Here is an 18791-nt window from a genome sequence, read left to right as displayed (position 1 = left end):
CGATCGCACAATCGACTAACAACGAGCCAAACAGGAGTTCCGCCCATGCCTCGCCCGATTTCCGCGCGCATCCACCTCGATTCGATCCGCGAGAACATCGCTTTCGTGCGGCGCACGGCGTCGTCGTCGCGCGTGTGGGCGGTCGTCAAGGCGAACGCATACGGGCATGGCATCGAGCGCATTTACCCGGCGCTCGGGCAGGCCGACGGCATCGCGCTGCTCGATCTCGACGAAGCGGTGCGCGTGCGCGAACTCGGCTGGACCAAGCCCATCCTGCTGCTCGAAGGCCTCTTCGATGCGCGCGACGTGGACATCGCGGACCGTCATCGGCTGACGGTGACCGTGCATTGCGACGAGCAACTCGATCTGCTCGATGCCTCCGGACCGCGCCAGCCAATCGACATTCAGATCAAGATGAACTCCGGCATGAACCGGCTCGGGTTCCGGCCCGATGCCTTCAGCCGCGCCTGGCGGCGGGCGTCGGATATGGCGTCCATCGGCAAGATCGGCGGCATCGGTTTGATGAGCCACTTCGCCAACGCGGACGATGGCGGCATCGACTGGCAGATCGACGAATTCGACGCCGCCACCCGGAACCTGCCCGGCACGCGGTCGCTCGCGAATTCGGCGGCCGTGCTCTGGCATCCGCGCGCGCATCGCGACTGGGTGCGGCCGGGCACCATCCTCTATGGCGCATCGCCGACGGGCAGCGCGCGGCACATCGAAGGCTTGCCGCTGCGCGCGGCCATGACGCTCTCGAGCCGCATCATCGGCGTGCAGACGCTCGCGCCGGGCGAAACCATCGGCTACGGGCGCACCTTCACGGCGGACCGCGCGATGCGCATCGGCGTCGTCGCGTGCGGCTATGCGGACGGTTATCCGCGCCACGCGCCCGCCGGCACGCCGGTCGCGGTCGATGGCGTGCGCACGCGCCTCGTCGGGCGCGTGTCGATGGACATGCTGACCGTCGATCTCACGCCGTGCCCGGCGGCCGGCATCGGTTCGCCGGTGCAGTTGTGGGGCGATCACGTCCGCGTCGATGAGGTCGCGGAGCCGGCCGGGACCATCGGCTATGAACTGATGTGCGCGCTCGCGCGGCGCGTGCCCGTCGAAGTGCAGTCGACGGAAGCGGTCGATCTGCCCGCGGAGGCCTGATCGTGAACGCGACCGAACGCATCGACCGGATGATCGCGGAACTCGCGGACTGGCGCGGCGCGACGTTCGCGAACATGCGAAAGGCGATTCTCGCAGCCGATCCCGGCATCGTCGAAGAATGGAAGTACATGGGCAGCCCCGTGTGGTATTGCGACGGGATGATCGCCGTCGCGAATGCACACAAGGGCAAGGTGAAGCTGACGTTCGCGCACGGCGCGATGCTCGCCGATCCGGGCAAGCTCTTCAACGCCGGGCTGGACGGCAACACGCGGCGCGCGATCGATTACTTCGAAGGCGACGAAGTGGATGTGGACGGCCTCCAAGCTCTGGTTCGCGCGGCCATCGACCTGAATCGGAGCAAGGCGAAGAAGAAGCCCTGATCACCACCGCGGCTCGGACGTTCCCGGCGGCTCGGAAACGCGCTCGTAGCCGGCCGGCGTGCGTGCAAGCTGCGCGCTCGGCCGCACCGCTTCAAGCTCGCCGAAACCGGATGCCTGCCGTTCGAGATAAGGCGCGAAATCGGGGACGGTCGCGCGCAGACCGCCCTCGATCCGCCCGAGCGCGCGCAGCCAATGCCCCGTCTGCGCAAGCGACACCTGCACATGCCAGCTTCCGCCCTCACGCTGCTGCTTCCAGAGCGCGGCCGCCGCGCCGAATGCCATCAGAAAGCCGCTTGCCATGTCGAGCATCTGCATCGGCAAGGGGCGCGGCTTGCCTGCGCCTTCCGCCTCGCCTTCGGCTGCGTTGAAGCCCATCGCGGTTTGCACGAGGGAATCGAAACCGCGCCGCCCGGACCACGGTCCTTGCGTGCCGTACGCCGTCAGCGACACATACACGATCCCCGGCCGGCGCTGCGCCACGGCTTCCGGCGCGAAGCCGAGCGCCGCCAGCCCGCCCGGCCGATACCCCTGCGAGAAGACATGCGCGTCGTCGATGAGACGCCAAAGCGCCGCGCGGTCATCGCCGCTGCGCAGGTCGAGTTGCACCGAGCGCTTGCCGCGGCTCGTATCGGCGATGGCGGAGATGTTCGGCAGATGCGGCGAGTTCACGAGCATCACGTCCGCGCCGAACGCAGCGAGCGCGCGCCCGCCGACCGGACCGGCCAGAATGCGCGTCAAGTCCAGCACGCGCACGCCGGCGAGCGGGCGATCGTTCGACGACAGCGCCGGCAATTCGCGCGGCGGCGCATCGCCGATACGCGTGATCGTCATCAGCGGTTGCGCGGCGATGGCGCGTCCTTGCGCCGTCGCGTCCCAATCGTCGAAGCTGCGCAGCATCGTGACGACGAGTCCCCGCCCGGCGCAGGCATCCTCGAAATCGCTGGCGCGCCAGTCGAGCAGGGCACGCTGGGCGTCGTCGCGCGTGGCCGAGCCAGGATCGAGGCCCAGCACGCGCAACGCGCCGTCCTGATGATGAGCGAAGTTCGCGTGAATGCGCACGTAGCCGTCAGCGCAACGGTAAAGGCCCGAGAATGGGCCCCACGTTTCGGGCGCGTTGCCGTCGAGCATGAAGTGGCCGGTGCATTCGACCGCCGCATGCGTCATGTCGACGGTCACGCTTTGACGGGCCACGCCGCGCGCATGCGCGAGTTCGCAGGCAGCGAGCGCGGCGGCTGCAATCGTCGATTGTGCCGCCGTGCCGACCGCGAACGTGGATGGGAACACCGGGTCTTCGCCCGGCAATTCCGCGTAGGAAAGCGCGTCGCCGGGAAGGCCGGCGAGCTGCCAGAGATGCGTCAGTGTCTCGAAAGAGTCGGGCATGGTCGGGATCGCGTCGGCGTGGGAGATGCCGCATTGTCGCCCCGAATGGCGACGCGTTCCCGATCGGCGCAGTTCAGCCGCGCCGCGTCGCCAGTTCCGCGCCTTGCCGCAGCGCTTCGAGCATGCTGCCTTCATCGGCGATGCCCTTGCCCGCGATATCGAACGCCGTGCCGTGATCGACCGACGTGCGGATCACATCCAGCCCGACCGTCACATTGACGCCTGCTTCCAGCCCGAGCACCTTCACCGGCCCGTGGCCCTGATCGTGATACATCGCGACGACGAGATCGAAGTCGCCGCGCCCCGCGCGATAGAACAGCGTATCGGCGGGCAGCGGGCCGGTCACGTCGAGTCCCTCGTGCTGCAGCGCCTTCACCGCCGGAATGATCTTCTCTTCTTCCTCGCCGTAGCCGAAGAGGCCGTTTTCGCCCGCGTGCGGGTTGATCCCGCATACGCCGATGCGCGGCTTCGCAATGCCGGCCTTCACGAGCGTCGCGTTGCCGCGCTCGATCGTGCGGCGCACGAGGCCCGGCTCGATCTTGCGGATGGCATCGATGATGCCGATGTGCGTCGTCACGTGAATCACGCGCAACTTCGGCGCGACGAGCATCATCGACACTTCGTCCACGCCCGTCAGATGCGCGAGCATTTCCGTGTGGCCGGGGAACTTGTGACCGCCCGCGTGCAGCGCTTCCTTGTTGAGCGGCGCGGTGCAGATCGCATCGATCTGATTGGCCTGCGCAAGCTCGACGGCGCGCGCGATGTAGCGGTAGGCCGCATTGCCCGCGACAGCGGAAAGCTGGCCGAACGGCAGATCGTCGGGGATCAGTTCGAGGTCGATGCAGTCGATCACGCCGGGCTGATACTGCGCCTGCGACGCATCCTCGATGCGCCGCACGGTCGCGCGCACGGCGGTAATTTCGATCGCGCGTTCGAGACGGCGCGCATCGCCGATCACGAGCGGGCGGCACTGCTGGTACACGGCTTCATGCGCGAGGCTCTTGACGACGATTTCCGGGCCGACGCCGCTTGCGTCGCCCATCGTGATGCCGATTACGGGGAGATAGTTGGTCATGGTCGTTCGTTCAGATAGAGGTTTCGCGTGCGTTCTGTTTCCGCGCGGCTTCGGCCACGGCGGGCTGTCCGCGTAAATGCTGGTACGCGCCGTATAGCGCGTGCTCGCTGCCGAACGCGCCGGCTTTCGTGACGATGGCCGCGCCGTTGGCGGCGTTCGCGGCGTTCGCGGTGGTCGCACGGCCCAGCGCCACGCCGGCTTCGATCTCGCGCACGAGTTCGAGACTGCCGACGTTCGCCGCCGCGAGCATCGCGCGGGCGGTTTCGCCGCCGGTCGCGATCAGCCCGCCGAGCGTATCGAAGTGCGGCGCGACGAGCGCGGCGAGCGCGTTCGAAAGATGCGCGCCTTCGGCGGGATCGAAGGCGTCGTCGCGTCCTATTCGCACGATCAGGTCATGCCCGCCACGCAGCCGCGAGCCGATGTCGTCGCCCCAGGCGTTCCATTGCGGATGACGCGCGCCGTCGCGCAGCACCGCGGGCGGCACGATCAGCTCCGCGATGCCCGCTTCGCTGCGCAGCATCGCGCATTGCCGCTCGGAAACCGCCGACAGGCTGCCGACGAGCGCGAGCACCGGCCCGTGCGCCACATCCGCCGATGCGGGCCGCGCCGTCGTTGCAGCGGGCGCATCAAACAGGTCGGGCAGCGCGGCGAGTTCGCGCGCGAGGCCGCCGGAGCCGACCCAGAAGAAGGGCGTATCGAGCGATGCCGTGATGCGCGCGAGTGCGGCGAGATCGTCGCTTGTTTCGGCATCGACGATCAATGCGCTGATGCCTTCCGCCGCCGCCGCCGCAATGCGGGCGGCAAGCGTGTGCGGCGCGTCGCGCAAGGTCGAAAGCCCGATGTGCGCGCATTTCAGGCCCGCTGCCTCGAGCATTGCGCCGAGGCGTGCGTCTTGTCCCGCGTGTTCCAGTTGCCACGTTTCCGTCGCGTCGAGCGGCACGCCGTGCACGAAGACGCCGCCATCGCGCACCGCGCGGCCCGTCGCCGGAAACGCGGGCGCGACGATCGCGCAACCGGCGAGCCGTGCGAGCGCCGCGACTTCGGCGGTCCAGTTGCCGCGCAGCGTCGAATCGATCTTCTTGTACAGGCGGCGGCCGGGCGCCCGCAGCGCCTGCAATGCCTCGTCGACGCGCGCGGCGGCATCGGCGGGAGCGTGGCGGCGCGTGTCGGTATCGGCGGCGATGACCGTCGCGCCTTCGTCCGGCGCGTGCGGGTCCAGCGTGACGACCGTCTTGCGGCCTGCCGCGGCGAACGCGATCGCGCAATCGGCGGCGCCGGAGAGGTCGTCGGCGAGAATCAGGATGCTCGTGGACTGCGCGCTCATTGAGCGGCTCCGCGCTTGGCGCTTGCGTCGAGCGTGGCGCGGGCGTCGTTGCGGGCGTTCACCCGCTTCGCAATCGCCGCCGTGAGGATCGGCGTGACGATGGACGTGACGACGACGCAGGCCGCGACCAGCAGCGTCGCCGACCTGGCCGCTTCTTCATAGACCGGATTGGCTGCCGCGATCAGCGCCGGAACCGCCGCCGCATTGCCCGCCGTATTCGCCGCCGCCGCGCCTGCGACGCCGGTGCCGCCGGTCAGCCGGTCCGCGAAATAAAGCGGAATGCCGGTGAACACGACCACCGCGAGGCCCAGGCCGATGCCGAGCAGGCCCGCCTGCCATACCTTGTGCAGGTCGAGTCCCGCGCCGAGCGCGAGCGCGAAGAACGGGATCATCACCGGCACCGCGCGGCCCAGAAAATCGCGCATCTCGCGGTCGAGGTTGCCGAGCAGCATGCCGACGGCGAGCGGCAGGATGCTGCCGACGAGCGTGGGCCACGGAAACGCCGAAAGACCCGCGACGCCGAGCGTGACCATCGTCAGGAACGGGCCGGATTCGAGCGACATGATCGTGTACGCGCCGACATCTTCCTTGCGGCCGTACTGCCCCATCAGCGCCATGTACAGGCCGCCGTTGGTGTCGTTCATCGCGGCGACGACGGCGAGCGTCGAAATGCCCGCGAACATGCCGGAGCTGATGGGCTGCTCGCCGAGGAAGTGGCCGAGCACGATGCCCGCGATGATCGCCATGCCGACTTTGGTGACGAAGAGCGCGCCGCCCTTCTTGAGCAGGTACGGCGTGGCTTTCACGTCGATGCCCGCGCCCATGCAGACATAGAAGACCGCGAGGATCGGCAGCGCGCCGGTAAAGAGCGCATTCGTGAACGAGCCGAAGAATTTCGGCATGCCCGGCAGGAAGGTTGCGATGAGCGAGCCGATCAGAAGCGGCACGATCATCATGCCGCCGGGTACGCGCTCCACTGCGCGCTTGATGGGAATCTGAACCATGGGTGTCTCCGGGAAGGAATTCTGTCGATCCGATCAGAAAATGATCGATTCAATCAAACCGTAGTGTAATGATTGCGCGGATCGCGCGCAATTATCGGTGTCTAAGCGTTTACACTGATCGAATCGCGCACTTGCTGCGCAATGAATGATCGGAACGATCACGGCGACACTTTCTCCGTATCAGCATCGCGCGGGCCTGGGAGTGGCGCGGGATTCGATACACTTGGCGGCTCGCCGCCCGCGAGGCGCAACGCTCAACGCCCAACCACAGGAATCGCATGAAAGTCGAGAAACGCCGCGAGGCGATGCTGCAGGCCGTGCTATCCGGCATGAACGATGTCGCCGCGCTGTGCGAGCACTTCGGCATGTCGGAAGCGACGGTGCGGCGCGATCTGCGCGCGCTCGCCGACGAACGCCGGATCGTGCGGACTTACGGCGGCGCGGCGTCGGTCGGCGTGCATGAACCGGAGGAATCGCTCGATACGCGCCGCGAGAGCTTCCGCGAACAGAAGGAAGCCATCGCGCGGGCGGCGGCGCGGCACGTGCAGGACGGCGACACGCTGTTTCTCGACGGCGGCACGACGACCGCCGCGCTCGCGCGATGTCTCGCGGGGCACAAGGCGATCCAGGTCATCACGAACAATCTGCTGGCGGTGAGTGCGCTCGCCTCGGCGGATGTGCGCGTCACGCTCATCGGCGGAGACGTGCGGCCTTCGAGCATGAGCACGCTCGGGCCCATCGCTCAGGTCGCGCTATCGCGGCTTACCTTCGACAAGGCGTTCCTCGGCGCAGATGGCGTCGTCGCGGGGCGAGGGCTATGCGAGGCGACGGCGGAGCAGGCGTTCCTGAAGGAGTGCATCGTCGCGCAGGCGGCGAGCGTGTTCGTCCTGGTGACATCGGAGAAGCTGGAGCGCGCGAGCCAGCAGCACTGGACGCCGCTCGAGCGGGAGTGGACGCTCGTCACCGATTCCTTTGCCGATGACGCCGCCATCGAACGCTTCGAGCAGCGCGGCAGCGTGAAGGTGGAGCGGGCGGAGATGGACGCGCAGTAGGCGCGCTCATCGCGCGGCGAGCGCGAGCACCGCTTCGATTTCGTTGAGATCGACGGGCTTGGTCAGATGCGCGTCGAAGCCCGCCGCGCCCGTGCGCGCCACGTCTTCGTCCGAACCGAGGCCGGTCATCGCGGCGACGACCACGTGCGCGCCGCCTTGTTGCGCCCGCTCGCGAATGCCGCGAATCACGTCGAAGCCCGTGAGGCCCGGCATCGAAAGATCGAGCAGCACGACGTCGGGCCGCCGTTCGTCGAAGCGCTGCAGCGCCTCCTGGCCGTCGTAGGCGGAACGCGCCGAATGGCCGAGCATGTCGACGACGAGCGTCATGCTGTCGGCGGAATCGCGGTTGTCGTCGACGACGAGCACTTCCAGTTGCCGGTTCGCCGACGCTTCCGGCGCGGCGGGCTTCGGCGGTTCGTGCGCTGTCGCCTGCGCGAGCGGCAGCCACAGGCTGAAGACGCTGCCCTTGCCCGGCCCGTCGCTTCGCGCCTCGACGTGTCCGCCATGCAGTTCGGCGATCGCCCGCACGAGCGTCAGCCCGATGCCCAGACCGCCTTCGTCCGCATGCGCGCCGGGCGGATGTTCCTGCACGAAGAGATCGAACACGGCGCCGAGCGCATCGGCGGAAATGCCGCGCCCCTGATCGGTGACGCGCAGCAGCGCCGTGCCGCCGCGCGCGCCGGCTTCGAGCGTGATGGTCGATCCGGCCGGGCTGAACTTCGATGCGTTGTTCAGCAGGTTATTGAGCGCCTGCACGAGCCGCGTCGGATCGCCGTTGACATAGACGCGCTGCCCGCTTTCCTCGACGACGAGCCGCTGCTGCCGCGCATCGAACGAGGGCTGGCTGGCTTCGGCGCTCAGATGCACCACCTCCGCGATATCGACGATATCGGTCGTCAGGCGGATCTTTCCCGAACTCACGCGGCCCGCTTCGAGCAGGTCATCGACGAGCTTCGTCAGGTGAGCGAGCTGCCGGTTGACGATCTGGCGGCTGCGGATGACGTCGGCATCGTCCGATGCCTTCAGTTTCAAAATGCTCACCGCGTTGCGGATCGGCGCGAGCGGGTTGCGCAGTTCGTGGCCGAGGAGCGCGAGGAACTCGTTCATGCGCCGGCTCGACGCCTCCAGTTCTTCGAGGCGGCGGCGCGAGGTCATGTCACGCGTGATCGCGACGAAATCCTGCGCGCCGCCCTCCTTGGACGGCATCGCGCTCAAGGTCACGTGCGCCCAAAACTCGGAGCCGTCCTTGCGCACCCGCCAGCCTTCGTGCTCGACGCGGCCGTGCTCGCTCGCGCGCCGGATGATGTCGCCGGGACGGTCGCGGCCCAGTTCGTCGGGCGGATGGAAGAGCGCGAGATGCCGGCCGATGGCCTCGTCGGCGGTATAGCCGTAGAGCGCGTGCGCGCCGTCGTTCCACGAGCGCACGATGCCGTTCGGATCCAGCATGTAGATGGCGTAGTCGCTGACCGAATCGATCAGCAGGCGCAGGCGATGATTCGCTTCCGTCGCGCGCAGGCGGTCGGTGATGTCGTGGATGAAGCAGGTGAACTGACGCTGCCCTTCGTACCAGACCTCGCTGATGGTCAGTTCGGCGGTGAACTCGCTGCCGTCGCGGCGCTTCGCGGGAAGTTCGACGCGCGTGTCGATGACGCGCGCCTCGCCCGTCGCCAGATAGCGCGTGAGACCGGCGCGATGCGCGGCGCGGTGGCGTTCCGGCACGATGAACAGCGCGAGGTCCTGATTCATGACTTCCTGCGCGCGCCAGCCGAAAAGCTTCGTCGCCGCCTCGTTCCAGTAGATGACCATGCCGGCTTCGTCGATGGAAACGAACGCGATGTGCGCGTTGTCGAGCACCGTCCGGCGGCGGCGCAGGGCATCCGCGAGCTTTTTCTCGAACTCCACGCGCAGCGACGATTCCACGCTCAGCGTCGCGCTGACGCTTGCGTGCTGCTCGACGAGCTGGCGATGCTCCTGTGCGATTTCCTCGCGCGCGATGGTCTCCGCGATGCACGCGCAGAACGCGTTGAGGATCGCGATATCCGCCTGGCTGAACTGTTCCGGCTCGCTGGAGATGAGCTTGAGCACCGCGACCGAGCGGCCGTCATAGATGACGGGCGCGACCACCATCGAGGCCGCGCCGACGGCCTGACACGCCGCGCGGTCCACGCGATGATCGGTGGCCGTGTTGCGGCTGATCAGCGCCTCCTGCCGCGCGATGCACAGCCCCGAGAGGCTGCCGGCGGACGGCAGTCGCGTGCCGACGTGTCTCGCTGCCGCGCCGCTCGCCGCGCGATAGACAAGCTCGTCGCCCTCGATCCATTCGATGACCGACGATGCGACGCCCGCGACTTCGCGCAGCGTGTCGGTGACTTTTTGCAGATAGTCCGGCAGAGGCAGCCGGGAATGCGCGAGGCTCGCGAACGTGGCGAACCACCGCTCGAAATGAGCGCGACGATTGTGTTGGGCCTTGGTTCTTCTATCCGGTGATGAAGTCTCGTACTGAAAACGCATGGCCCGTTTATGCATCGGTGAAACGCGATTCAATCGCGGAGATTAGCAGCGGTATATCGTCCGCTAATTGAAACACAAAAGGCAGTCAAACGTTTGCTTAATAATGCGACGGGTACTTTTTATCGTCCGCATGAAAGTCAGGGGGAAAGGCGTACTGATTTAATGCGGCGCGCAGGCATTGCAATCCGGTAATAACGACGCATTCCGTCAGTCCATCGGACAATATGGCGCCTCCTCTCAGGCAAGCGCGGTTTCGCCGGATGCGTCGGAGGTCGATTCTATGCGGCTCGCCGCCACCCAGCGCCCTTTGCCGGAGCGTTTCGCCGCGTAGAGCGCGGTGTCCGCATCGCGCAGCACGCCGTCCAGTTCGGTGTGATGCTGATCGAACATGGCGATGCCGATGCTGGCGCCGATGGTGAGTTCGCCGTCGCCATCGGTATGAAACGGCTTGCCCAATTCGACGACGAGCCGGTCCGCGAGCGCGAGCGGATCGGCGTGCGGCGGCGCGACGATCACGAACTCGTCGCCGCCCAGCCGCGCGACCAGCGCGCCATCGCCCGCGAGTTGCCGCAGGCGGCGCGAGACGAGCGCGAGCAGCGTATCGCCGACTTCGTGGCCGCGGGCGTCGTTGATCGCCTTGAAGCCGTCGAGATCGAGATAGAGGAGCGCATCGAACGCGTGTTCGTCCGCACGGCCGTAGCGCATGCGAAAGCGCACCGCCTGAAACAGCCCGGCGCGGTTGAGCAGGCCGGTCAGTTCGTCGTGACGCGCGCGGCGGTCGTTTTCCTGCTCGGCTTTCATCGTCGAGACGAGCATGCGGTTGAGACGCCACGCGGCGGCGCTCATCGCGAAAAGATAGAACGGGATTTGCAGCAGCGTCAGAAGAAGCGTCGGTTCCGCCGAAAGCAGTGCGCCGATGCAGCACGGCCCGAGCGACAGGAAGATCATCACCGCGACGAGACGCGGCGCGGCGAAATTGCGGAAGCATATGCCGCCGACCATCGCGGCCGCCGAAAGAAACGACAGCGTCGCGGCCACCCAGTCGCCCGACAGCACGCTGACGAGCGCCCCGTAGCCGACGGTCGCGCCCCACAGCGGCGCGAGCAGCACGTACGTGTCGGTGAGCGTCGATTTGCCCGCGCGGGCGCGGCGGCGCGCGACGATCAGCACGGCGAGCCGCGCGACGCAGACGGCGATTTCGAGCGCGAGCCAGGCGTCGAAGGCGAACGACGGATGCCGCCGCTGCAGCACCCACGCGACCGCGATCGTATTGAACACGCCGCCCGCGAAAATCGGCAGCGTGCCGAACAGGCTGCCGACGAGCGCGGCGCGGATCGCACGCGGAATGTCCGGGCCCGCGTGCAGCAGCCACGTCGCGGCGCGCCCGCGCGGGAGGGTAAATGATTCGATCTGTTGGTCCATGTCTGCGATGTGCGCGGCCGTGCAAGTGCATGGCCTTCGGGAGCTTTGTCCCACACATCGGATAACGGAATGAAAGGATCGAACTTTATGGTTGCGCGGTTCGGTGCGTGTTCGAATCGATGGTCAATCGTTTGCGGATGGCTCTGCTGCCGCCTGAATGTCGCGCGTGTTCTTCTGTACGGCCGTTGCGCCGAACAGGGCGAGCACGAAGGACATCGCATAGAAACCCTTTTCGCTCAGTTCGAGCGTCGCATTGACGAGGCCGACCACGAGCAGCGCGACGGCGAGCGTCAGCGCAATCCAGCTCAGCATGTAATAGAGCGTCGTCACCGGAATGCCTTCGGTGCGATCGCGCACGGTCTTTTGCAACGAGATTGCCGCATATAGGCCGAAGACCAGGACCGTGAAGTAATAGCCCTTCTCGTTCAACTGCATGCCCGCATTCCACAGGCCGACCAGATAGGCGGCGAAACCCGCGAACAGCGCGCCCCACGAAGCAGCGACGAAGGCGGGAGAGGGGCGTTGCGAAGGGATGCTAACCATTTGTTGAGTTCCTTGAATGCCCGAAAGACGCCGGCAAGCCGGCTTAAGGGCTGGCACTCTAACAGGGAAGATTTATGAGAGAAAGGCTACGGTTCTGGTGTTTTCACGCGCCCGCGCTGCTACCCGCCTGCACGATCTCATCCATCAGCAGGCGCACGCCCGCGGAGAGTTGCGCATCGCGGCGCGTGACCATCTCGTACGGCTCGCTTTTCGACGTGAACGCAAGCGGCAGCGTGCACACGACGCCATGCGCCGTGCAAAAGCGCGCGACATCGACGGACACGAGGGCGACCAGCGACGGATTCTTCTGCAAGAGCGCGAGCGTCGCGAATGCGGAGGTGGTTTCCAGCAGATGCGATGGAAAGCGCAGCCCCGCATCGTGGAACTCGCGCTCCAGCAGCAGGCGCATCGGCATGTTCGCGCGATACACCACCCAGCGATGCTTCGCGAGGTCGGCGAGCGCCACGCGTCGCCGCCTGGCGAGCGGATGATCGACGTTTGCGATCACGGCAAGCGTCTCCTGCTGCACGATGACGCTGTCGTACAGATACGGCGTCTGGCTGACGCTCGTACGGCACACGGCGACATCGAGCCGCCCGGCGTCGATGAGGCCGAGCAGGCTCGCGCTCGTATCCTCGACGATCTCCACCGACATCTCCGGCTGACGCGTGCTGACTGCGGTGATCGCATCGGTGACGAGCGGCACCGCGCCCATGATCACGCCGACCGACACGCGCCCGCCATAGCCGCGCATGATGCCCACGATCTCCTCCCGCAGATGCGCGATATCCGTATGAATGAGCCGCGCATAGCGGATCACGCAATGGCCGACGGCGTTCGGCTCCAGCCCGCGATGTGTCCGCACGAAAAGCGGCGTGCCGAAGGTCGTTTCGATCTCATGCAGCGCCTTGCTCGCGCCCGGCTGCGTCAGCGCGAGTTGTTTCGCCGCGCCCAGCAGCGAACCGCGTTCTTCGAGCGCGATCAGCAAGCGCAACTGCCGCACATGCAGGCGCGAGAGGATAGAGTTGAGCGACGGCGTCATGAGGGAAAGTTATACCGGTATCACATGCCGTCAGTATCGAGGACGGGGATGCGCTCGTATACTCGGTTAAGCGCTATAACCTTTCGTCATTCCACCATGGCTCTCATCAATTACATCACACAGATCCAGTTCGACTTCGGCGCGGTGCGCCTGCTCGCCGGCGAGTGCGAGCGCTTCGGCATTCGCCGCCCGCTGATCGTGACCGATGCGGGCATCCGCGCGGCGGGTCTGCTGGACAAGGTCGTCGATGCGCTCGGTCCGCAATTCACCGCGCCGGTCTTCGACGCGACGCCCCCGAACCCGAATGAAGCCGCGGTGCGCGCGGCCGTCAACCTGTATCGCGCGAACGATTGCGATGGCGTGATCGCGGCGGGCGGCGGCTCGTCGATCGATCTGGCGAAGGGCGTCGCCGTCTGCGCGACGCACGAAGGCCCGATGTCGAGCTTCGCGGTGATCGAGGGCGGCCTCGCGCGCATCACGGCGGCGACGGCGCCGGTCATCGCCATTCCGACGACGGCGGGAACCGGCAGCGAAGTGGGCCGTGGCGCCATCCTGATTCTCGACGATGGCCGCAAGGTCGGCGTCATCTCTCCGCATGTGGTGCCGAAGGTCGCCATCTGCGATCCGGAACTTACGTTCGGCCTGCCGCCGATGCTCACGGCCGCGACCGGCATGGACGCCATCGCGCATTGCCTCGAAACCTTCATGGCGCCGGCGTTCAACCCGCCCGCCGACGGCATCGCGCTCGACGGCCTCTGGCGCGCGTGGCGGCACATCGAGCGCGCGACCCGCGACGGTTCCGACCGCGCCGCGCGCTGGAACATGATGAGCGCATCCATGCAGGGCGCGCTGGCGTTCCAGAAGGGCCTGGGTTGCGTACACAGCCTGAGCCATTCGCTGGGCGGCATCAATCCGAAGCTGCACCACGGCACGCTCAACGCGATCTTTCTGCCGGCGGTGATTGCCTTCAACAGCACGGCATCGTCGATGGTCGAAGAGGACAAGCTCGCGCGCATCGCGCAGGCGATGGGTCTCGCCGCCGGCGACGACGTCGGCGACGCCATCCGCCGGATGACCGCGGCGCTCGGCTTGCCGCGCGGTCTCGCGGAACTCGGCGTGACGCGCGATCTGTTCCCACGCATCATTGCGGGCGCGCTGAAGGATCACAGCCACAAGACGAATCCGCGCGACGCGTCGAGCGACGATTACACCGCGATCCTCGAAGCATCGATGTAAGGCCGGGCGCATGACGATTTGCGGCATTGCAACAAAGATTAGGGGAAAACCCTAGTCTTTGTTACAATGCGCAGCAAATTCCGGATTTACTGTCATGCGCACCCGTTACGTCATTCTCGAAAAAATCGCCTTTACGTTGCTCACGCTGTCTGCCGTCGTCGATGCCAGCTACATCACGTGGGAAAAGCACCCGAATTTCCGCGAGAACGTCACGGAATTCGTGAAAATGAACTCCGACCTGAACTACGCGACCGCCACCATCGACGGCTCCACGATGATGCCGCTGGCGCTCAACTAACCCGTAGCCCCGAATATTCGCTATACGGCCCCGCGTCGCACGACGCGCGCGGCTTGCCCTATGCTGGCGGCTTCCTTTGCGTAGCCGCCGCGCATGTCCCTCGCTTCCCACACCGACGCCGCACCCGGCGATTCGCTCCTCCGTTTCGCCCGTTCCATCGGGCAAATCGTGCTTCAGCGCAATGCCGCGACCGGCGCGCTGCTGCTCGCAGGCGTCGCGTGCGCTAGCCCGCGCCTCGCGTGCGCGCTCGTGATCGGCGCGATAGTCGGCAACGTGATCGCGGTCATCACCGAAGACGCCGGATCGCCCGTCATCCGCGACGACCTCTACGGCTTCAACGGCGCGCTCGCCGCGCTTGCTGCGTTCACCTTCATTCGCGATGCATCGCAGGCGGCGGCCGTCGCCATTCTCTCGGCGGCATTCGCCACGCTGCTCGCCGGCCGGCTCACCCGCATTCTTTCGCTTCGCGCCTTGCCGATCTTTTCCAGCCCGGCGATCATCGTCACCTGGTGCTGGATGCCGTTTCTCGCCGATCGCGGCGAAGTCGGCGCGCTCGGGCCGGTTTCGTCCGGCGGCGCCGCACTGACGAAGGCCGCGTTCGCGGGGCTCGCGCCGATCGTGTTCGCATCGGGAGCGATGGCGGGCGCGTTCATCGCGGCGGGACTTTTTGCGGCGCGTCCGGCACGCGCGGCGTGGGCGCTTGCGGGCAGCGCGATCGGCGCGGCGCTGCACGCACTGTGCGGTGCGAGCGACGCCGTCGTGCTTTCCGGCGCGTGCGGCTTCAACGCGGCGCTGGCCGCGCTCGCGACCGCATCGCTCGGTGCGCGCTACGCGTTCATCGCGATGGCGCTCGCGGTATCGATCGAGCGCATCGCGGATTGCATCGGCATCGCGGCGCTGACCGCGCCCTTCGTGCTTGCGTCGTGGACGGCGATCGCCGTGGCGAGGCGCATCGAAAGAACATCGAAAGGAGAATCGCATGTCGTTCACCCACACGTCCGAGCGCAGGATCGATGAAAGCGGACCGCGCTCGGCCGCCGAAACCGCGACGCGCGTCGATCTGGCGGCGGCGTACCGGCTCGTCGCGCTGAACGGCTGGGACGATGTCGTCTACACGCATATTTCCGCAAGCGTGCCGGACGAGCCGGGCCGCTTTCTGATCAATCCGTTCGGGCTTGCGTTCGATGAAGTCACCGCGTCGAATCTGGTGAAGATCGATATCGACGGCAATGTGATCGGCGAAAGCGCGCATCCGGTGAACGCGACGGGCTTCGCGCTGCACGCCGCCGTGCATGCCGCCCGCGCGGATGCGGCCTGCGTGATGCATCTGCATGTGCGCGAGGCGATCGCGGTATCGACGCAGCCGCATGGTCTGCTGCCGGCGTCTCAGCACGCGATGCGTTTTCACGGTCATCTCGCGTATCACGATTACGAGGGACTCGCGTTCTCGCGCGCGGAAGGCGAGCGGCTGGTCGCGAGTCTGGGCGCGCATCGCGCGATGCTCTTGCGCAACCACGGGCCGCTCACGCTCGGGCGTACGGTTGCCGAGGCTTATGTGCTGATGGATATGCTCGTCAAGGCATGCGATATTCAACTGCGCGCCCTGGCGGGCGTGGGGAAGATGCTCGTGCCTACGCCAGAGGTCGTCACCCGCACGGCGGCGCAACTGCACGATGACGACGCCATCGAAGGCGCGCTGGAATGGCCCGCGCTTCTGCGCAAGCTCGAGCGCATCGATGCTTCATATCGCGATTAACACGTTCCGGGAGGAATCAACGCAATGCCGACTTTCAACATCCAGCTTTTCGAAGGCCGCACGGCGGAAGAGAAGCGCAAGTTCGTCGAAGCGATCACGCGCACGACCTGCGAGACGCTCGGCTGCGAGCCGGGCTCGGTGGACATCATCCTGACGGACGTGAAGCGCGAGAACTGGGCGACCGCAGGCAAGCTCTGGTCGGATCAATAGCGCCGAAAAAAACGCGACGGCACGGCGCCGCCGCGTTTCGATGACGATTACATCGTTTCCTTTGCGGCAAGACGGAACTTGTGCAAGAGCGGTTCCGTGTAGCCGTTCGGCTGCGTGCGTCCTTCGAAGACGAGCGCACACGCGGCCTTGAACGCGTAGGAGCTATCGAACGCGGGCGCCATCGGGCGATAGTACGGATCGGCGTCGTTCTGCTGATCCACGACCGCCGCCATGCGTTCGAGCGTCGCGCGTACCTGCTCTTCGGTCACGATGCCATGCCGCAGCCAGTTCGCGATGTGCTGGCTCGAAATGCGCAGCGTCGCGCGGTCTTCCATCAGGCCGACATCGTGAATGTCCGGCACCTTCGAGCAGCCGACGCCCTGATCGATCCAGCGCACCACGTAACCGAGAATGCCCTGCGCGTTGTTCTCGATCTCGCTCTTGATCTCGTCTTCCGACCACGTCGCCTTTTCGACGACGGGAATCGTCAGCAGGCCGTCGAGCAGCTCACTTTTCACGCCTTCATAGTCGATGCTTTCCATTTCCTGCTGAACGCGCTGCACGTCGATCTGATGGTAGTGCAGCGCATGCAGCGTCGCCGCCGTGGGCGAGGGCACCCATGCGGTGTTCGCGCCGGCCTTCGGATGCGCGATCTTCTGTTCGAGCATCGCCCGCATGAGGTCGGGCATCGCCCACATGCCCTTGCCGATCTGCGCACGCCCGCGCAAGCCGGTGTTGAGCCCGACGAGCACGTTATTGCGCTCGTATGCGGCGATCCATGCCGACGACTTCATGTCGCCCTTGCGCATCATCGGGCCGGCTTCCATCGACGAATGCATCTCGTCGCCGGTGCGGTCCAGAAAGCCCGTGTTGATGAACGCGACGCGCGCCTTCGCCGCCGCGATACACGCCCGGAGGTTGACGCTCGTGCGGCGTTCCTCGTCCATGATGCCCATCTTGATCGTGTGACGCGGCAGCCCGAGCAGGTCTTCGACGCGCGTGAACAGTTCGTCGGAGAATGCGACTTCGGCGGGGCCGTGCATCTTCGGCTTGACGATATAGATGGAGCCGGTGCGCGAGTTGATCTTGTTCTTCAGATCGTGCATGGCGCCGAGCGTGGTCATCACCGCATCGAGGATGCCTTCGGGGATCTCGTTGTCGTCGCGATCGATCACGGCGGGATTGGTCATCAGATGGCCGACGTTGCGGATGAACAGCAGCGAGCGGCCATGCAGCTTCAGCGTGGAACCGTTCGGCGCGGTGTATTCGCGGTCCGCGTTCAGGCTGCGCGTGAAGCTCTTGCCGTTCTTCGTGACCTGCTCCGACAGTTGGCCTTGCATCAGCCCGAGCCAGTTGCGGTAGAGCTGGGTCTTGTCGGCGGCATCGACGGCGGCGACTGAATCCTCGCAATCGATGATCGTGCTCACGGCCGCTTCCATCAGCACGTCCTTGACGTGGGCAGCGTCCGTCTTGCCGATGGAATGGTTCGCGTCGATCTGAATCTCGAAGTGCAGATCGTTGTGCTTCAACAGGATGGCGCTCGGCGCGCTGGCGTTGCCCTGGAAGCCCGCGAATTGTTCGGGATTGGCGAGGCTGCTTCGGCCGTCTTTGAGCGTGACGACGAGTTGCCCCTGCTCGACGCTGTACTTCGTGGCATCGGCATGCGAGCCGTGAGCGAGGGGCGCGTTGTCGTCGAGGAATGCGCGTGCATACGCGATGACTTTCGCGCCGCGCTTCGGATTGAACTCGGCGGTGCGCTCGGCGCCGTCGCTGTCGTCGATGGCGTCGGTGCCGTAGAGCGCGTCGTAGAGGCTGCCCCAGCGCGCGTTCGCGGCGTTGAGCGCATAGCGGAGATTCGACAACGGCACGACGAGCTGCGGGCCGGCTTGTTCGGCGATTTCGCGGTCCACGTTGGCGGTGGTCGCCTGGACTTGCGCGGGCGCGGGAACGATATAGCCGATGTCCGCCAGGAACTTGCGATACGCGCGCAGATCGCGCACGGGGCCGGGATTGCTGCGATGCCAGTTGTCGAGCTCCGACTGCAGGCGGTCTCGCTCGGCGAGCAGCGCGCGATTCTTCGGCGCGAGGTCGTGCACGAGGGCATCGAATCCTTGCCAGAAGGATGCGGCGTTGACACCCGTGCCGGGAATGGCTTCTTCCTCGACGAACTTCGCGAGGCTCGATGCGACTTTGAGGCCGTGCTGTTGAGTCATTTCGTTCATGGGCACTCCGGCTGATTGCTGGTACGTAAGGGATGCGGGGCTGGGGGGTATGGTAGCGCGGAATGGCAGGGGATCGAATGTTGACCGGCTGCAAGCGATGTGCCCGTGAAACGTGTGGGCGCGAGGCAGTCGTTACAGAAGTATGCGCCGTCCAGCGTTGGCAGCCGGTCAGCCGGGGCAG

General features: G+C 66.3%; 17 protein-coding genes. 8 read left to right on the top strand and 9 right to left on the bottom strand.

The features are described from left to right. Nucleotides 1-45 precede the first annotated feature (45 nt). Both alr and P9255_RS08980 read left to right on the top strand, forming a co-directional pair. Nucleotides 46-1155 (top strand): alanine racemase, encoded by a 1110-nt coding sequence (gene alr / locus P9255_RS08985; protein WP_309767378.1) that lies wholly within the window; start codon nucleotides 46-48, stop codon nucleotides 1153-1155. A gap of 29 nt (nucleotides 1156-1184) precedes the next feature. Next, nucleotides 1185-1535, top strand: coding sequence for a DUF1801 domain-containing protein (locus tag P9255_RS08980; protein ID WP_309768210.1), 351 nt, complete (start codon nucleotides 1185-1187; stop codon nucleotides 1533-1535). On the opposite strand, the gene P9255_RS08975 is transcribed toward P9255_RS08980, so the two are convergent. The 4 genes from P9255_RS08975 to P9255_RS08960 form a co-directional block, all read right to left on the bottom strand. Then, nucleotides 1536-2915: a CoA transferase gene (locus tag P9255_RS08975; RefSeq protein ID WP_309767379.1), complete on the bottom strand. Its 1380-nt coding sequence runs from the start codon at nucleotides 2913-2915 to the stop codon at nucleotides 1536-1538. A 73-nt stretch (nucleotides 2916-2988) separates the two neighbouring features. Next, nucleotides 2989-3990: a 4-hydroxythreonine-4-phosphate dehydrogenase PdxA gene (pdxA, locus tag P9255_RS08970; protein WP_309767381.1), complete on the bottom strand. Its 1002-nt coding sequence runs from the start codon at nucleotides 3988-3990 to the stop codon at nucleotides 2989-2991. A 10-nt stretch (nucleotides 3991-4000) separates the two neighbouring features. Then, entirely contained in the window at nucleotides 4001-5314 is a 1314-nt protein-coding gene (locus P9255_RS08965; RefSeq protein ID WP_309767382.1) for a four-carbon acid sugar kinase family protein, read from the bottom strand. Continuing rightward, nucleotides 5311-6318 (bottom strand): 2-keto-3-deoxygluconate permease, encoded by a 1008-nt coding sequence (locus tag P9255_RS08960; RefSeq protein ID WP_309767383.1) that lies wholly within the window; start codon nucleotides 6316-6318, stop codon nucleotides 5311-5313. The genes P9255_RS08965 and P9255_RS08960 overlap by 4 nt, the downstream gene beginning before the upstream one ends. 278 nt (nucleotides 6319-6596) lie before the next feature. Here P9255_RS08960 and P9255_RS08955 point away from each other — a divergent pair, with 278 nt between their 5' ends. Beyond that, entirely contained in the window at nucleotides 6597-7370 is a 774-nt protein-coding gene (locus tag P9255_RS08955) for a DeoR/GlpR family DNA-binding transcription regulator (protein WP_309767385.1), read from the top strand. Between the two features lie 6 nt (nucleotides 7371-7376). Here P9255_RS08955 and P9255_RS08950 read toward each other — a convergent pair whose 3' ends face one another. From P9255_RS08950 to P9255_RS08935, 4 genes are all read right to left on the bottom strand, one after another. After that, complete coding sequence (locus P9255_RS08950; protein WP_309789386.1) at nucleotides 7377-9896, bottom strand: PAS domain S-box protein; 2520 nt, start codon at nucleotides 9894-9896, stop codon at nucleotides 7377-7379. Nucleotides 9897-10118: 222 nt separating this feature from the next. Continuing rightward, nucleotides 10119-11303, bottom strand: coding sequence for a GGDEF domain-containing protein (locus P9255_RS08945; RefSeq protein WP_309789385.1), 1185 nt, complete (start codon nucleotides 11301-11303; stop codon nucleotides 10119-10121). A gap of 123 nt (nucleotides 11304-11426) precedes the next feature. Continuing rightward, nucleotides 11427-11846: an inner membrane protein YiaA gene (gene yiaA, locus P9255_RS08940; RefSeq protein ID WP_309767388.1), complete on the bottom strand. Its 420-nt coding sequence runs from the start codon at nucleotides 11844-11846 to the stop codon at nucleotides 11427-11429. A 103-nt stretch (nucleotides 11847-11949) separates the two neighbouring features. Further along, entirely contained in the window at nucleotides 11950-12888 is a 939-nt protein-coding gene (locus P9255_RS08935) for a LysR family transcriptional regulator (RefSeq protein ID WP_309767389.1), read from the bottom strand. Between the two features lie 96 nt (nucleotides 12889-12984). Here P9255_RS08935 and P9255_RS08930 point away from each other — a divergent pair, with 96 nt between their 5' ends. The 5 genes from P9255_RS08930 to P9255_RS08910 all read left to right on the top strand — a co-directional run bounded on the left by P9255_RS08930 (nucleotide 12985) and on the right by P9255_RS08910 (nucleotide 16388). Then, nucleotides 12985-14124, top strand: coding sequence for an iron-containing alcohol dehydrogenase (locus P9255_RS08930; protein WP_309789384.1), 1140 nt, complete (start codon nucleotides 12985-12987; stop codon nucleotides 14122-14124). Between the two features lie 94 nt (nucleotides 14125-14218). Next, a complete protein-coding gene (locus P9255_RS08925) occupies nucleotides 14219-14422 on the top strand; it encodes a hypothetical protein (protein ID WP_309767391.1) in 204 nt (67 codons plus the stop codon). 93 nt (nucleotides 14423-14515) lie between these two features. Further along, nucleotides 14516-15439: an urea transporter gene (locus tag P9255_RS08920; RefSeq protein ID WP_309767392.1), complete on the top strand. Its 924-nt coding sequence runs from the start codon at nucleotides 14516-14518 to the stop codon at nucleotides 15437-15439. After that, a complete protein-coding gene (locus P9255_RS08915; protein ID WP_309767394.1) occupies nucleotides 15402-16178 on the top strand; it encodes a class II aldolase/adducin family protein in 777 nt (258 codons plus the stop codon). Before P9255_RS08920 ends, P9255_RS08915 begins: the two co-directional genes overlap by 38 nt. A gap of 24 nt (nucleotides 16179-16202) precedes the next feature. Continuing rightward, on the top strand, nucleotides 16203-16388 hold the full coding sequence (locus tag P9255_RS08910; protein ID WP_035960104.1) for a 4-oxalocrotonate tautomerase: 186 nt from the start codon (nucleotides 16203-16205) through the stop codon (nucleotides 16386-16388). Nucleotides 16389-16435: 47 nt separating this feature from the next. On the opposite strand, the gene P9255_RS08905 is transcribed toward P9255_RS08910, so the two are convergent. Continuing rightward, nucleotides 16436-18610, bottom strand: coding sequence for a malate synthase G (locus P9255_RS08905; protein ID WP_309767396.1), 2175 nt, complete (start codon nucleotides 18608-18610; stop codon nucleotides 16436-16438). Between the last annotated feature and the right edge of the window lie 181 nt (nucleotides 18611-18791).

The organism is Caballeronia sp. LZ019, from assembly GCF_031450825.1.
GTDB lineage: Bacteria > Pseudomonadota > Gammaproteobacteria > Burkholderiales > Burkholderiaceae > Caballeronia.
The sequence above is the reverse complement of the archived record's forward strand: the minus strand, read 5'-3'. Positions and strand labels throughout refer to the sequence as shown.

Excerpts from the sequence above, each read along its gene's own strand:
- alr (WP_309767378.1), top strand. The coding sequence starts at position 46 with ATGCCTCGCCCGATTTCCGCGCGCATCCACCTCGATTCGATCCGCGAG.
- P9255_RS08980 (WP_309768210.1), top strand. The coding sequence starts at position 1,185 with ATGATCGCGGAACTCGCGGACTGGCGCGGCGCGACGTTCGCGAACATG.
- P9255_RS08975 (WP_309767379.1), bottom strand. The coding sequence starts at position 2,915 with ATGCCCGACTCTTTCGAGACACTGACGCATCTCTGGCAGCTCGCCGGC.
- pdxA (WP_309767381.1), bottom strand. The coding sequence starts at position 3,990 with ATGACCAACTATCTCCCCGTAATCGGCATCACGATGGGCGACGCAAGC.
- P9255_RS08965 (WP_309767382.1), bottom strand. The coding sequence starts at position 5,314 with ATGAGCGCGCAGTCCACGAGCATCCTGATTCTCGCCGACGACCTCTCC.
- P9255_RS08960 (WP_309767383.1), bottom strand. The coding sequence starts at position 6,318 with ATGGTTCAGATTCCCATCAAGCGCGCAGTGGAGCGCGTACCCGGCGGC.
- P9255_RS08955 (WP_309767385.1), top strand. The coding sequence starts at position 6,597 with ATGAAAGTCGAGAAACGCCGCGAGGCGATGCTGCAGGCCGTGCTATCC.
- P9255_RS08950 (WP_309789386.1), bottom strand. The coding sequence starts at position 9,896 with ATGCATAAACGGGCCATGCGTTTTCAGTACGAGACTTCATCACCGGAT.
- P9255_RS08945 (WP_309789385.1), bottom strand. The coding sequence starts at position 11,303 with ATGGACCAACAGATCGAATCATTTACCCTCCCGCGCGGGCGCGCCGCG.
- yiaA (WP_309767388.1), bottom strand. The coding sequence starts at position 11,846 with ATGGTTAGCATCCCTTCGCAACGCCCCTCTCCCGCCTTCGTCGCTGCT.
- P9255_RS08935 (WP_309767389.1), bottom strand. The coding sequence starts at position 12,888 with ATGACGCCGTCGCTCAACTCTATCCTCTCGCGCCTGCATGTGCGGCAG.
- P9255_RS08930 (WP_309789384.1), top strand. The coding sequence starts at position 12,985 with ATGGCTCTCATCAATTACATCACACAGATCCAGTTCGACTTCGGCGCG.
- P9255_RS08925 (WP_309767391.1), top strand. The coding sequence starts at position 14,219 with ATGCGCACCCGTTACGTCATTCTCGAAAAAATCGCCTTTACGTTGCTC.
- P9255_RS08920 (WP_309767392.1), top strand. The coding sequence starts at position 14,516 with ATGTCCCTCGCTTCCCACACCGACGCCGCACCCGGCGATTCGCTCCTC.
- P9255_RS08915 (WP_309767394.1), top strand. The coding sequence starts at position 15,402 with ATGTCGTTCACCCACACGTCCGAGCGCAGGATCGATGAAAGCGGACCG.
- P9255_RS08910 (WP_035960104.1), top strand. The coding sequence starts at position 16,203 with ATGCCGACTTTCAACATCCAGCTTTTCGAAGGCCGCACGGCGGAAGAG.
- P9255_RS08905 (WP_309767396.1), bottom strand. The coding sequence starts at position 18,610 with ATGAACGAAATGACTCAACAGCACGGCCTCAAAGTCGCATCGAGCCTC.